Source organism: Sphaerochaeta sp. (assembly GCF_050178175.1).
Classification (GTDB): domain Bacteria; phylum Spirochaetota; class Spirochaetia; order Sphaerochaetales; family Sphaerochaetaceae; genus Sphaerochaeta.
This window is the reverse complement of the sequence record NZ_JBFXGH010000058.1, coordinates 1-13,433: the sequence shown is the minus strand read 5'-3', so window position 1 is coordinate 13,433 and position 13,433 is coordinate 1. Positions and strand designations below refer to the sequence as shown.

The following is a 13,433-nucleotide window of genomic DNA, read 5'->3' as shown; positions in this document are numbered from 1 at the left end:
TGGAATTGTAGCATCGGCTCCAAGGACGGGAAACAAAAATCGACAGGTGCAGGTCGGAGGTGTATGCTGGGAGCATGGAAGCAGATGATTTCTTTAGTGAATGCCCTCAGACCAAGAACCTCTTTGAGGAGATTATGCATAAGATCTCTTACTTGGGGCCTATACAGCTGAAGACCAGTAAGAGCCAGATTTCTCTCATTGGGCAATCGGCCTTCGCCTATTTCTGGATTCCTGGTCGCTATCTTAAAGGCAGATTAGTGGCGCCCTTGGTTCTCAGCATTCCTCTTTCTTATCATGATAAGACAGTACCATGGAAAGAGGTGACCAAGATAAAAGAACACTGGTATATGCACCACTTGGAGATATGGGAGGAGACGTCCTTTACAAACAGTGTTATGTCTGTGCTTGCTACCGTATACACTGGAGGTAAGCCAATTGAGAAATAGGTTGTTTGTAGCAGAGCATCGGGGTGGCTTGCTTTCCCCAGAAGACCATCGATCCCTTATGAAGTGGGCACTTCTCTGCACGGAGCATCTTAGCGAGTACCACGTATTCCCTGAAGAAGAAGTGATCACCTCTGCATTGGAAATAGGCTATAGGTGGAGGGAGGGAAATGCAAAAACTGGGGAGGCGATGAAAGCGAGTCGGGCGGTACATGCCTTTGCTCGTACTGTAGAAGACAAGCCTTCTCAGTTCTACTGCCGGGCAGTCGGCCAGGCAGTCGCTACCGCCCATATGGCAGACCACTCTCTTGGTCCGGTATGGTATGGAAGGAAGATGCTTGTTCTGCTTAATAGGGATGCAGATAAGGAGATTTCCTGGCAGCTGGAGCGTTTGGCTGGTCTTAATCCTGATCTCCTTCCTCGTGTACAGCAGGAGCTAAAGAAAATCCTACCAATGCTTACCCTTTCTTGATACCTCCACTGAAGTGAAATGCCATATAGCCAATCTTAGAGAGCATTGGTGTATATATTGAGTCCGTGTTGTTGAACTGTTTCTTTGAGTTACATTGACGATGTATATACGTGAGTATATACTTGCACAGGAGGAATAATCATTGAATCAGCAATATCAATGGGACATTTTTTACATGGGGGGAAACATATGAAGACAACCATCCAGAAATGGGGAAACAGTTCAGGTATTCGCCTTCCGAAACCATTGTTGCAGGAATTGCATCTGGATAATGGCACTGAGGTGGAACTGGAGAGGGTTGGGGACGGAATAATGATGTCTCCCAGAAGGCCAACACGTGAAGAAACTCTAGATCTCCTCTTGGAAAGAATAAGTCCAGAAAATATGCATGGCCCTGAACTTTTTGGAGACGAGGTAGGGGGTGAAGCATGGTAATTGATGCATATATCCCTGAAGAAGGCGATATTGTGTGGTTGGACTCCACTCCTCAATCCGGTCATGATCAAGAGGGAAGAAGACCAGGATTGGTGATAAGCCCCAAGAAATACAACAGGATAGGGTTGGCGTTAATTTGTCCGATCACAAGTAAGCAAAAAGGGTATCCATTCGAGATTTCTCTATCCAGCTGTGACGGCTTCACCTCTGGTGTTGTCCTTGCTGACCAGATACGAAGCCTCGATTGGAAAGCAAGAAATGCTTCTTTCAAGGAAACCGCCGATGCTGCTGTAATGGATGGTGTCAAGGATTTGTTGCTGTTGTTGATTGGGAAGTGATTGTATTTCTTTCATAGGCCATGCTTATTGAACATATTTCCTCCTATGTCTTTGTTATAACACTTTTCTTAAGTCTTTCTCATGGTTTTTGCATTGTTTGCTAACAGGCGATTCACAGAGTTGAACCATCGTACAGATGAGCATAAGAAGATCATGAAGAGGCGAGAACCAACAAGAAAAGAACTTCCTCGTATCTTCATCCTCTGAGATTGCATGGTTTGCTAGGGCAGTATTCCTTTTCTGGGTAGAGAGAAGGGCCGGGAATCCTGAATGGATATATTGTCTTGCTAATCGGAAAATGAAGGACTATACTATGGGTCTGATAACGTTTTCAGTTGGTATTGTGATACCTTGGTTTTTGAAAAGGACAAGTTCAATATACCTTATGGGTGTTGCGGAGCATGTAATTTTACATTGTATGTTCTTCTTTACTCCAATGACTCATAAAGCATGCGAACCACGTACCGTCTTGTCGAGGCTCTTGTACTATAGATAGAATTTGTGGAGTGTGTGATGAAAGGACCTAAGGAAAAGGGTATTCTGCCGTTGGGAGAGAAGAAGTTAATTTCAATTGCTGAACCATACTTGTTTTTGCTTCCTGCACTCATAATATTTGGATTGTTTCTGTATTACCCATTCCTTCGGACAATATTTCTCAGTACCTTTCTTACCAATAAAAATGGCCAACCCAAAATTTTTGTTGCATTCACTGAAAATGACAACTACCTGACACTCTTCAAGGATCCCTCTTTCTGGGCAAGTGTTGTTGTCACTTTCAAGTTTGTATTCTTTGTTGCCTTTGGGGGCCTGCTTGTTGGGTTAACCAGCAGTCTCCTCACAGAGAAGAAGCATTTTGGCTCAGGATTTTCTGCCGCAGTATATGCAATGCCGATCGCTATCGCTTCAGCTGCAGCCTCAATGGCGTTTAAGATGATCTTGCACCCAACTAATGGCCTCTTGAACCAGCTGATGGGAACCCAGATCAATTTTACCGGGGATTCACGATATGCGTTGGCTTCTGTGGTAGGACTAACAATTTGGTTGACCAGTGGTATTAACTTCATTTTTATCAGCGCTGGGCTCAGAAATGTTCCTGGTGAGCTCTATGACAGTGCATCTGTAGATGGTGCTGGCTATTGGAGAAAGGTTTTCTCTGTCACGATTCCAAGCATCTCTCCTACACTTTTCTTCCAGGTGATTATCAATGTGATAGGGGCTTTCCAATCATTCAGTCAAATTAAATTGCTGACAGAAGGAGGTCCTGGAGATGCAACCAATGTTATGGTTTGGTCTATCTACAAAGATGCATTCAGAAACTTCCGATTTGGTGCTGCAGCTGCCCGTTCGGTCATCCTCTTCATTATTGTTTTGATCATCACCATTATCCAGTTCCGTTTTGAGAAGAGAGGAGTGAACTACTGATGCGTATTACATCTATCAACCGAAGGAAGTGGCTGAATATCGGGCGATTTGCCATGAATATCCCTCTTATGCTGGTGATATTGGTCCCCTTGCTCTATACCATCTCAATATCGGTTATGCCTCCTGATGAGATTTATGGGAACCATCTCATTCCCACATCCATTAATTTTACCAACTATGTACAGGCATTTACCAATCCTTATTACAATTTTCCTCGGATGATCCTGAATTCGTTCATTGTATCGACTACTGTTATGCTTGGTCAGATGGTTACGTGTTCCCTGGCTGCCTTCGCATTTTCCTTCCTGCAGTTCAAGGGGAAGAAACTCTTGTTTATCGGGGTATTGGCAACCATGATGGTCCCTGGGGAAGTAACCATTATCGCAAATTACTTGACCATGGCAGGTTGGGGTTGGCTTGACTCATACCGTGCATTGGTATTCCCCTTTTTGACCAGTGCCATGGGCATATTCCTCCTACGGCAGTACTATCTCACATTTGCCAAGGAACTGTATGAGGCAGCAAAGCTTGATGGATGCTCCAATATGCGTTTCTTGACAAGCATTGTGGTTCCTCTCTCCCGACCAGCTTTGGGTGCATTGGGTGCTTATGTATTTCTTAATACTTGGAACCAGTACATGTGGCCCCTGTTGGTCACGAACTCACGGGATTATCGTACGGTGCAGATTGGTATATCAATGCTGTATGACATAGATGCTGTTTCCTTGGGATTGATGATGGCTGGAGTGGTTATTGTCATCGTGCCCTCCCTGAGCATTTTTGTGTTTATGAACAAGCAGCTTATCAATGGTTTGATGGCTGGCGCTGTAAAGGGATGACATGGAGGTAGTCGCTATCCTTTCGGTTCCAGAAGTCATAGTGCGTTTGAGAATGTAGTTTGCATTCTTAGAATTTCAACAAGGAGAAAAGGATATGAAGAAAACGTTGGTTTTGATTCTTGCGGGTCTTCTGTTCACCAGTTTCTGCTTTGCTGCGGGATCCTCTGAAGCGGCCCCTGCAAAACAAGCAGGTCCGGTTGAGATCACCTTCTGGCATGCAATGGGAGGAGTGAACGGAGAAGCTATTGCTGCCATGGTTGATGAATTCAACAAGCAGTACGAGGGCGATATTCATGTGACCTATGAGTATCAGGGGAATTATGATGACGAGTTCGCTAAGATTCAGGCATCCGGTGGAAACTATCCCTGTGACATTATCCAGGTCTATGATATTGGAACTAGGTACATGATTGATTCCGGATGGATTCTTCCTGTCCAGGAATATATTGAGAAAGACAACTACGATGTGGGTCAGATTGAGCCGAATATTGCCGCCTACTACACAGTAGATGGAACGCTCTATTCAATGCCATTTAACAGTTCCACTCCACTTTTGTACTACAACAAGACTGCCTTTGAGGAAGCTGGTATTGATATCGTCCCTACTTGTTTCGATGATATCTACGAGATTTCCGAGAAATTGAAGATTACCAATCCTGATGGAAGTGTCAAGCGCTACGGTTATGGAATGGGAAACTATGGTTGGTTCTTCGAGCAGTGGATTGGCAAGATGGGTTTGCACTATGTGAACAACAACAACGGACGTGGCCGGGATTATGCTACCGCTGTTGCGTTTGACTCGAATGGTGGTGGTATCCAGATTCTCAATGTGTGGGATAAGATCCTTAAGGAAGGTATTTCCCCATACCTCAACATCAACAATGATGATGCCAAGGCAGCCTTTATTGCTGGAAATGTATGCATGATTCCTGAATCAACTGCAGCCCTGAAATCTCTATTGCTGAATGTTGGTGACAAGTTTGAAATTGGCGTTGCATATTTCCCGTCAATCAATCGTGGTGATGTTGGTGGTGTATCGGTCGGTGGTGGTTCCTTGTGGATGCTGGATACCGGCAAACAGGAACGAGAAGATGCTACCTGGGAGTTCTTGCAGTTCATGATCTCTCCTGAGATGCAGGCTTTCTGGAATGCAAAGACCGGTTACTTCCCTGTTACAGTTGCGGCAGCTGAAACTGAGACGTTCAAGCAGAATATCGCCCAGTATCCTCAGTTCCAGGTAGCCATTGATCAGCTTCATGACTCTGCTCCACAGTATGCAGGTGCACTGCTGAGTGTGTTCCCAGAAGCTCGTCAGATTGTGCAGAACTATATTGCTCGTCTCGCGAACAATGAGTTGACGCCACAGGGCGCTCTTGACGGTATGGCCAAGGATATCAACAAGGCTATCGAGACCTATAATATGGTCAACTATTAACCTTGAATTGGCTTGAAACCGTTTGGTTTTAGTGGGTAAGGGGGATTGGTGCCAGCAGGTATCAGTCCCCTCCTTTATTATGCCTGTGTATCTTTACCTTCTTCGAAGAAAGACCTTCCTGGCTATTCGCTGTTTGTAGTGGGTAGCACTCCATGATCGGCTGTAAGGGGAGGGACAATCCCCCACAGACGCGATCGATCATGTTCCTGAATTCTCTTGCACGGCTCCTGATGATGCGTATCTTTGCGTTGAACCCTTCCTTGGTGGCATTGGTTCCCAATGTCTGGAAGTAGTTGAGGATCTCACCGCTTTCTGGTTGTTTGAAGTGTTGAATTACTCATACCTATGGGGGCATTTTTTTTCATGGGGGGAAACATATGAAGACAACCATCCAGAAATGGGGAAACAGCTCAGGTATTCGCCTTCCGAAACCATTGTTGCAGGAATTGCATCTGGATAATGGCACTGAGGTGGAACTGGAGAGGGTTGGGGACGGAATAATGATGTCTCCCAGAAGACCAACACGTGAAGAAACTCTAGATCTCCTCTTGGAAAGAATAAGTCCAGAAAATATGCATGGCCCTGAACTTTTTGGAGACGAGGTAGGGGGTGAAGCATGGTAATTGATGCATATATCCCTGAAGAAGGCGATATTGTGTGGTTGGACTCCACTCCTCAATCCGGTCATGATCAAGAGGGAAGAAGACCAGGATTGGTGATAAGCCCCAAGAAATACAACAGGATAGGGTTGGCGTTAATTTGTCCGATCACAAGTAAGCAAAAAGGGTATCCATTCGAGATTTCTCTATCCAGCTGTGACGGCTTCACCTCTGGTGTTGTCCTTGCTGACCAGATACGAAGCCTCGATTGGAAAGCAAGAAATGCTTCTTTCAAGGAAACCGCCGATGCTGCTGTAATGGATGGTGTCAAGGATTTGTTGCTGTTGTTGATTGGGAAGTGATTGTTGCTTACTTCCCTCATAGGTGATACTTGCTGAAAGCACTGCCTTCCTTGCTCTTGTTATAACACTTTTCTTACGCCTTTCTCATGGTTTTTGCATTGTTTGCTTACAAGCATTTCCCATAGTTGAGCCATCTCAATATTCCTTATGGGGGAAGTCATGAAGAAACGTTTGATTCTGGTATTATTGTTGCTGGCAGCAGTAACTTTGGGTCTTGCAGCACAGCCTGCAGAAGAGAGTACACCTACTTGGGAAGTCACAGAGCAACAGGCTGCAAAAGCGCCCAAGTATGTCTTTATGTTCATCGGTGACGGTATGAGTCATGTACAGATCAATGCTGCCCAGGTATTGAAAGGAAACAATACCAAGGGTTCTGTCTCCTTGGAGAAGCTCACGTTCACAGAGTTCCCGGTCTCGGGGTTGCAGACAACCTATGATGCAACTTCCTTCTGTCCTGACTCTGCTTCTACAGCAACCAGCTTATCCTCAGGATATAAAACCCATAGTGGTGTTCTCGGATTGGGGATAGACAAGCAGTATGTGGGAAAGACTATTGCTGAGCGGCTCAAGGAGCAGAAGGACTGGAAAGTGGGTATTGTCTCTACGGTAACCATCAACCATGCAACTCCGGCAGCCTATTATGCCCATGTTCCTTCTCGAAACAACTACTATGACATTGGTGTGCAGATGGCAAACAGTGGTTTTGACTACTTTGCTGGTGGTTCAGTCAACAAGGCAGAAGATGGTGGAAAGAAAAGTATCTATACCTTGTTGGAAGAGCAAGGCTATCTGGTCACAGATGACAAGAGTGAAATACTCTCGCTTTCAAGCAAGAGTGGAAAGGTCTACGCACAAAGTCCACGACTACAAGATGGTGGGGCGATGCCCTATGCAATCGACATGGATCCAGACGATGTAACGCTGGCTCAGTTCGTCAAGAAGGGAATTGATGTGCTTGATAATGAGAAGGGCTTCTTCATGATGGTAGAGTCAGGAAAGATTGACTGGGCCTGTCATGCCAATGATGCTGCCTCAGAAATCAGTGACTTGCTTGCCTTTGATGAAGCAATTCAGGAAGCAGTTGCTTTCGCTGAAGCCCATCCTGATGAGACGTTGATTGTAGTAACCGGCGACCATGAAACCGGTGGTATGACCATCGGTTTTGCATCGACTGGGTATAACACAGCATTCAACATTCTCGAGAACCAGAAAGTCTCCTACGTAGCATTCGATGGGATTATGCAGGAGGCCATTGCAAATAACCCGGATCTGAGTTTCCAGGAAGCACTGGTATTGGTGGAAAAGTACTTTGGTTTGGTCCCTCCTGGAGGCAATGCTTCCTCTGATGTGCTGACATTGACCAGTTTTGAGTACTCAAGGCTGGAGGAGGCATTCCGCCAGGCAATGTTGCCAAAGGGCAGTCGTGCAAATGACCAACTGAGTTATCAGCTTTATGGAAGCTACAATCCATTCTCCATAACCCTGACACATATTCTGAACAACAAAGCGGGTATTGGTTGGACGAGTTACTCACATACAGGAACGCCTGTGGGAGTATTCGCATACGGGGTTGGGGCAGAGAAGTTTGCTGGCTCCTATGACAACACCGATATATTCGCCAAATTGAAATCACTTGTAGAAGTTGTATAACAGGCAATCAGGTCAAACCTTCCCCCTCTCACTGAGGGGGAAGCTGTCTAAAAAGGAATAGTGGTATGAAGAAATCTGTTAATCTCTATCGAGAGTGGTTGTTGTTGGCTGTCCTGCTTGGTGTGGTACTCCTCCTGATAATGATCCCCACCGGTTTTGAGAAGGAGATATATTTCAACGCGGTAGGAAGCAAGGCAAAGGTTGTATCCTTGGATAATTCCAATATGTACCAGACTGGAGTAGTTCGTATGGGAGAACAAATCTGCAAAATAGAGATACTCTCAGGACCCCATACAGGCAAGCGGACTGAGGCTATAAACCTTCTCAATGGAAAACTCGAATTTGATACTGTCTATGAAGAAGGGGATATTGCCTGGGTATTGGTAGAGCAGGACAAGGATGGGGAGATCGTATTCACCAACATGGTCAGTCATTACCGTTTCTCGAAAGAGCTGCTGCTTCTTGGACTTTTTGCCTTCACACTTATTCTCTTCTCAGGGAAAACGGGAGTTAGGACGATCATCTCGTTTGCTTTGGCCTTTTTGCTCATTTGGAAAATACTTATCCCTCTTACACTCAAGGGCTATGAGCCCATGCTGGTGTCCTTATTCGTTGGCTCATTTCTTGCCATCGCTTGCTTGTTGCTGGTAGCAGGTCTGACGAAGAAAGCCTATGCAGCAATCATCGGAACCATTATTTGCTCTGTCCTTACTGTACTGTTTTCTATGTGGGGAACGTGGTATTTGAAGTTGCATGGTGCTGTGATGCCATGGTCGGAGTCGTTGCTGTTTGCCGGTTATGAAAGCATGCAACTTACCAAAGTTTTTCAGGCTGCCATCTATCTTTCCTGCTTGGGTGCACTGCTGGACTTGGCGATCGATATCAGCTCTGCACTGGAGGAAGTACAGAAACACCATCCATCCATTACTCGCACGGCGCTTATACAGAGCGGATTGAATATTGGCAAATCAGTGGTGGGGAGCCAGACTACTACCCTCTTACTCGCATATATTGGGAGTTATCTCACCATCATGATGGTGTACATGGCGCAGGGCACCCCGGTCATGAGTATCCTCAATTCTCCAAGCGTTGCCGCAGAGATACTCCATACCATGGTAGGTTGTATCGCACTGGTATTGGTTGCTCCCATAACATCAGTGACATGTGGGTATCTCTATACAAGCAGAACTTCAGATATGAAGGTGCTTGTGCAGAATCACGCTGATGCCAGTATTTCCAGAAGATAGTGAACTACGGGCAATAACAACGTTGATTTCAAGATGCAGTACCTATGCTGTTTGGGAGAGGTGTGGTATCTTTTGGGTGAACCAACCCAGATACGCAGAAGGACGGAATGCATGATGCATGAGGGACCAATACCAAGCGATGTACTCAAGAGACAGGCATACAAGCGAAAATTCTCTGTTCAGGATTTGTATCGTGGAATCATGTTGGTCCCTGAAGCCGTCACAGGACTGAAATACAATCGAAAGCATAAGGTTGTCTCACCCGAATTACTCGAGCGGATGCAACTTGCGGTTACTGAGGTGAACGGCTGTGCAGCCTGTTCCTATGCCCATGCCCATATGGCCTTGAAACAAGGTATAAGCAGTGAGGAAATTTATAGCCTCCTCAGTGGTGATGGAGCTATCCTCAGACCGGAAGAAGGGAAGGCCATCATGTTTGCACAGCACTTTGCAGATACCGGAGGGTCTCCTGACAGAGAAACTTATCGTTTGATTGAAGAAACCTACGGTACCAATGAAGCTCGGGTCATGCTTTCAGCAATCCGGATGATGCAGGTGGGAAATATCTATGGCATCCCGTTCAGTGCGTTTTTCTCGAGACTGAAAGGACATCCATATCATGACAGTTCTCTTTTCTATGAGTTGCGCATGCAAGTGCTCAGTGTCATCTTGTTGCCTTTCGCTCTTTTACATGGGGTTGCACGGTTGTTTATAAAGGGCCGTAAAGGTCTCCCTACACTGTAAAGATTACGGCAAGGGCCTTTGCTTCCTCCAGGATGTAGAGCACTCCTTCTTATCCTCTATATTGAAGTGGATGATCCTTTCAAGAAGGGAGTAGGGGATTTCCTGCTCCCATTTGATTCTGAACAGTTCCATGGTAGCTGACAGTTTCACCGTCGAAAAATCGTCTGAGAATTTCTCGATTGTTTTGCTTTCAGGCGTAACACTGATGTGTGCTTTTGCCCTGCTGAAACCGATGATGAAGGTCTCAAGGTCAGTGAATATCGGTTGATTCCAGGCAATTCTCATCCCCAGTGTTGGAAATGTCTCATGCACCCACGTAAGCAATGCATCCATCTTCTTTCGGTGGTATTCATCAGGGATTTCCTCAAGATATGATTGAAAAATACGCATGGTTATCCCCTTATACCTGATAAAATAGTAGGTAATAAGTATGCCTGCGGGTATAGGGATTCGTAAAGGCAGATGGAAGTAAGAAATGGAAAGTTGGTTGTTTTGCTACTTGGAGAAATAGATCCTTTCAGCTGTATCGTGGAAGACCAGCTTACGCTCTTCCTCTGTAAACAACTCCCACTGATAGTCGAGAAGCTGCCTGTAACTGTATTGTACCAAGGTATACATGCTCTATGGTAGTACACCATTTAGGGGGAAATGTCAAAAAAAGATACCCAATGTCAAGGTAAATGGGCTGTTTATCTGCTACTATGGTAGGGAGAATAAGAGTACTGAGAGGAGGAATCGGATGAAAGAGACTCGTATCTGTATTATTGGAGGTGGTGGTCGCCTCTGGGCCATCCAGTTCATGAAGGATCTTGCGTACAATACCATGACCCACGGTACCTTGGTTCTGTACGATATTGATAAGGAAGCTGCGCACAACAATGTGGCAGTTGCAGAGAAGGTGTTCAAGGTAAACAACAGTGAGGGTCGTTTCCGCGTCATTGCAGAGGATGAGATTGGAAAAGCGCTTACCGGTTGTGATCTGGTAATCATATCCATAGAACCAGGAAAGACCGAGTGCCGCTATGGCGACCTTGTCCTCCCTGAGGAGTACGGGATTCTCCAGTCTGTAGGGGATACCACAGGTCCCGGTGGGATCATGCGTGCTCGACGCGCAGTTCCCCTGTTCTTTGAGATCGCAGAGCAAGTAAAGCAATACTGCCCTGATGCCTGGGTGATCAACTACACCAATCCCATGACGCTCTGCACTGCAGCGCTCTATAAGGCATTCCCCGAGATCAAGGCACTTGGCTGTTGCCACGAAGTATTCCATACCCAGAACTTCCTTGCTGAGAAGGTGGCAGAGTGGTTTGATGTGCCGGTTCCCGATAGAAGGGAGATCAAGATTGATCTTACCGGGGTGAATCACTTCACCTTTGTGACCAAGGCTTTTTGGAAGACCCATGACCTGATGCCCCGTCTCCTTGAGCTTGTGCAGGATAGTGCTACCTTCAGCGATGGGACTGCTGTTGCCAAGAAGCGATTGGAGGAAGAGAAGTGGTTTGACTGTGACCAGAAGATTGCACTCAGCTTCCTACGCGATTTCGGCTCCCTTGGTGCCGCCGGGGATCGCCATCTTGCCGAGTTTGTTCCCTGGTTCCTTACCAGCGATGAGAACCTGCATACCTATGGGGTGATCAGGACTCCGTATTCCTGGAGAGAGCGCACAGCCAAAGAGAAACGGGAGCGCGTATTCAAGGATGAGGAACTGAAGGCGGAGCTCACTGACGAGGAAGGCGTGGATATCATGCGTTGCCTGATGGGGGATAAGACCATGGTCACCAACATCAATCGTCCCAATGAAGGGCAGATCAGTTATCTTCCCAAGGGTAGGATCGTTGAGAGCAATGGGGTGTTGAGTGAAGATTCCATCCGTCCGATTGTCGCCAGTGATCCCCCACTTGCTATCCAGAACCTGGTCAGGCAGGTCAGTGATGTACAGGAGATGACCCTTGAGGCAATCTGGAACAAGGATGATGAGTTGCTCTTCTCTGCTTTCCTCAGTGATCCACTGATGAACCTGAGCAGGGATAAGGCCAGGGAGCTGTTCGACAAGATGCTTGAAGCATCTGATCTCAGATACTAGGAACAGAAAACAAGGAGGGGACGAATGATCAGCAGAGAGATATATGAAGAGGCAGTGAAGCGGACGCTTATGTTCTTTGAGAAGGCTGGGATCGTCCTCACCGATGAAGAGAAAGGGAACGTTGAGGTCGCTGATTTCGGCCTCAACGACCTGGAGCATACCGGTCTTGAGTTGGTTACCTACCTCAATACAGAGCGCGTATGTGCAAAGGAATTGGTACTGTTTCCCCACCAGAGGTGCCCAGAGCATCGTCATCCGGCATTTGGGTCGTACATCGGCAAGGAAGAGACCTTCCGCTGCCGATGGGGTGAGGTCTATCTCTATGTAGATGGGAAGCCCACCGAGAACATAAGAGCCATAGATAAAGACGGTGTGTACACTGTTTTCCATGAGATTGTACTTCACCCAGGCGAGCAGTATACCTTGCGTCCCAATACCAAGCATTGGTTCGAGGCAGGGAGTGAGGGGGCTGTGGTCTCTGAGTTCTCCACCCCCAGTTTTGATGAGAAGGATATCTTCACTGACCCAAGAATCGAAAGAACTCCTCAAGTCGAGTAAAACCAAGATTGACGTAACCGATACTTCATTCCCCAACGGAGCGAGAGGAAAGGAACCATCATGCTGGCTCCTCTCCCGAGCGAGGGCAGGGAAAACACGGTGAGATACCCCGTCCCTTGGGGCGGAAAAGAAGGCAACGCCTCCTGGTTTCAGGGCTTGCCCTGAGGTATTGATACCTTGTGGCTAACTTCGTGGGACCGCTTGGGGCTGTGATGAACATGGACGCCTGTGGTGGTATTTTTCCTGCCATGGTAGCGGTGTTTGCTGCAAATGCCTTTGGTATTGAACTTGCTTTCTCCCAATATGTTCTGATCGTGGTGGTCTCCATATTTGCAAGCTTGGGTAGTGCCGCTGTTCCGATGGGAGCTACAGCTTTTACCATAATCACCCTCACCACGGTCGGTCTCCCTGTTGAGGCGGTTGGCCTGGTCGCTGGTGTCGATTTCCTGGTGGATATGTTCAGGACCATGACCAATGTTACCGGAGACCTGACGACCTCTGTGATTGTTGCAAATTCGCTCGGTGAGTTCGACCGCGATGCATTCAATACGCAGGATCTCAAGGTTGCAACAGCAACGGCTACATAACTCGAGATAAGAATATCGGAATAGTCGGAATTTGTTTTATTTTTCACATTGTGTGAGTATCATTGCTCCTGTATACTACCTGCAAAATAGTTGTATGGTACATTGCTATTAATGTTGTATGCAGGAGTGTGATGGTGCAGGTTGGCGTACTCGTTGTTGGTGTTTCTGGGGAAGAATCTGCAACAATACAGAATAGTCTTAGCTCGGCTGAGCTTTGGT

At 46.6% G+C, this 13,433-nt stretch carries 18 protein-coding genes; 15 read left to right on the top strand and 3 right to left on the bottom strand.

Annotated elements, in window-relative coordinates:
* Positions 1–74: 74 nt before the first annotated feature.
* From AB7S66_RS07785 to AB7S66_RS07755, 7 genes are all read left to right on the top strand, one after another.
* Positions 75–446, top strand: a complete 372-nt coding sequence (locus AB7S66_RS07785; protein WP_428518878.1) for a hypothetical protein — start codon at positions 75–77, stop codon at positions 444–446.
* On the top strand, positions 436–915 hold the full coding sequence (locus AB7S66_RS07780; RefSeq protein WP_428518877.1) for a putative immunity protein: 480 nt from the start codon (positions 436–438) through the stop codon (positions 913–915). The genes AB7S66_RS07785 and AB7S66_RS07780 overlap by 11 nt, the downstream gene beginning before the upstream one ends.
* Positions 916–1,104: 189 nt before the next feature.
* Positions 1,105–1,350, top strand: coding sequence for an AbrB/MazE/SpoVT family DNA-binding domain-containing protein (locus AB7S66_RS07775; protein WP_428518872.1), 246 nt, complete (start codon positions 1,105–1,107; stop codon positions 1,348–1,350).
* On the top strand, positions 1,344–1,688 hold the full coding sequence (locus tag AB7S66_RS07770) for a type II toxin-antitoxin system PemK/MazF family toxin (protein WP_428518871.1): 345 nt from the start codon (positions 1,344–1,346) through the stop codon (positions 1,686–1,688). The genes AB7S66_RS07775 and AB7S66_RS07770 overlap by 7 nt, the downstream gene beginning before the upstream one ends.
* Before the next feature lie 513 nt (positions 1,689–2,201).
* Positions 2,202–3,110, top strand: coding sequence for a carbohydrate ABC transporter permease (locus AB7S66_RS07765; protein WP_428518876.1), 909 nt, complete (start codon positions 2,202–2,204; stop codon positions 3,108–3,110).
* Positions 3,110–3,949 (top strand): carbohydrate ABC transporter permease, encoded by an 840-nt coding sequence (locus AB7S66_RS07760; RefSeq protein WP_428518875.1) that lies wholly within the window; start codon positions 3,110–3,112, stop codon positions 3,947–3,949. The genes AB7S66_RS07765 and AB7S66_RS07760 overlap by 1 nt, the downstream gene beginning before the upstream one ends.
* 94 nt (positions 3,950–4,043) lie before the next feature.
* Positions 4,044–5,384, top strand: coding sequence for an ABC transporter substrate-binding protein (locus tag AB7S66_RS07755; RefSeq protein WP_428518874.1), 1,341 nt, complete (start codon positions 4,044–4,046; stop codon positions 5,382–5,384).
* 61 nt (positions 5,385–5,445) lie between these two features.
* Here AB7S66_RS07755 and AB7S66_RS07750 read toward each other — a convergent pair whose 3' ends face one another.
* Positions 5,446–5,664, bottom strand: a complete 219-nt coding sequence (locus AB7S66_RS07750) for a hypothetical protein (RefSeq protein WP_428518873.1) — start codon at positions 5,662–5,664, stop codon at positions 5,446–5,448.
* A 97-nt stretch (positions 5,665–5,761) separates the two neighbouring features.
* Here AB7S66_RS07750 and AB7S66_RS07745 point away from each other — a divergent pair, with 97 nt between their 5' ends.
* The 5 genes from AB7S66_RS07745 (at position 5,762) to AB7S66_RS07725 (ending at position 9,986) form a co-directional block, all read left to right on the top strand.
* Positions 5,762–6,007, top strand: a complete 246-nt coding sequence (locus AB7S66_RS07745; RefSeq protein ID WP_428518872.1) for an AbrB/MazE/SpoVT family DNA-binding domain-containing protein — start codon at positions 5,762–5,764, stop codon at positions 6,005–6,007.
* Positions 6,001–6,345 (top strand): type II toxin-antitoxin system PemK/MazF family toxin, encoded by a 345-nt coding sequence (locus AB7S66_RS07740; protein ID WP_428518871.1) that lies wholly within the window; start codon positions 6,001–6,003, stop codon positions 6,343–6,345. The genes AB7S66_RS07745 and AB7S66_RS07740 overlap by 7 nt, the downstream gene beginning before the upstream one ends.
* 159 nt (positions 6,346–6,504) lie before the next feature.
* The gene (locus tag AB7S66_RS07735) at positions 6,505–7,995 is read left to right on the top strand and encodes an alkaline phosphatase (RefSeq protein WP_428518870.1); all 1,491 of its coding nucleotides are present in this window, start codon (positions 6,505–6,507) and stop codon (positions 7,993–7,995) included.
* Between the two features lie 65 nt (positions 7,996–8,060).
* On the top strand, positions 8,061–9,242 hold the full coding sequence (locus tag AB7S66_RS07730; RefSeq protein ID WP_428518869.1) for a YibE/F family protein: 1,182 nt from the start codon (positions 8,061–8,063) through the stop codon (positions 9,240–9,242).
* Between the two features lie 111 nt (positions 9,243–9,353).
* Positions 9,354–9,986, top strand: coding sequence for a carboxymuconolactone decarboxylase family protein (locus AB7S66_RS07725; RefSeq protein ID WP_428518868.1), 633 nt, complete (start codon positions 9,354–9,356; stop codon positions 9,984–9,986).
* 3 nt (positions 9,987–9,989) lie between these two features.
* Here the strand turns inward: AB7S66_RS07725 and AB7S66_RS07720 are convergent, their stop codons facing one another.
* Both AB7S66_RS07720 and AB7S66_RS07715 read right to left on the bottom strand, forming a co-directional pair.
* The gene (locus tag AB7S66_RS07720; protein WP_428518867.1) at positions 9,990–10,376 is read right to left on the bottom strand and encodes an iron chaperone; all 387 of its coding nucleotides are present in this window, start codon (positions 10,374–10,376) and stop codon (positions 9,990–9,992) included.
* A 105-nt stretch (positions 10,377–10,481) separates the two neighbouring features.
* Positions 10,482–10,604 (bottom strand): hypothetical protein, encoded by a 123-nt coding sequence (locus AB7S66_RS07715; RefSeq protein ID WP_428518866.1) that lies wholly within the window; start codon positions 10,602–10,604, stop codon positions 10,482–10,484.
* A 121-nt stretch (positions 10,605–10,725) separates the two neighbouring features.
* Between AB7S66_RS07715 and AB7S66_RS07710 the strand changes: the two genes are divergently transcribed.
* The 3 genes from AB7S66_RS07710 (at position 10,726) to AB7S66_RS07700 (ending at position 13,214) form a co-directional block, all read left to right on the top strand.
* Entirely contained in the window at positions 10,726–12,069 is a 1,344-nt protein-coding gene (locus AB7S66_RS07710) for an alpha-galactosidase (RefSeq protein WP_428518865.1), read from the top strand.
* Between the two features lie 24 nt (positions 12,070–12,093).
* On the top strand, positions 12,094–12,627 hold the full coding sequence (locus AB7S66_RS07705) for a D-lyxose/D-mannose family sugar isomerase (RefSeq protein WP_428518864.1): 534 nt from the start codon (positions 12,094–12,096) through the stop codon (positions 12,625–12,627).
* A gap of 179 nt (positions 12,628–12,806) precedes the next feature.
* Positions 12,807–13,214, top strand: coding sequence for a dicarboxylate/amino acid:cation symporter (locus AB7S66_RS07700; protein ID WP_428518863.1), 408 nt, complete (start codon positions 12,807–12,809; stop codon positions 13,212–13,214).
* Positions 13,215–13,433: the final 219 nt, after the last annotated feature.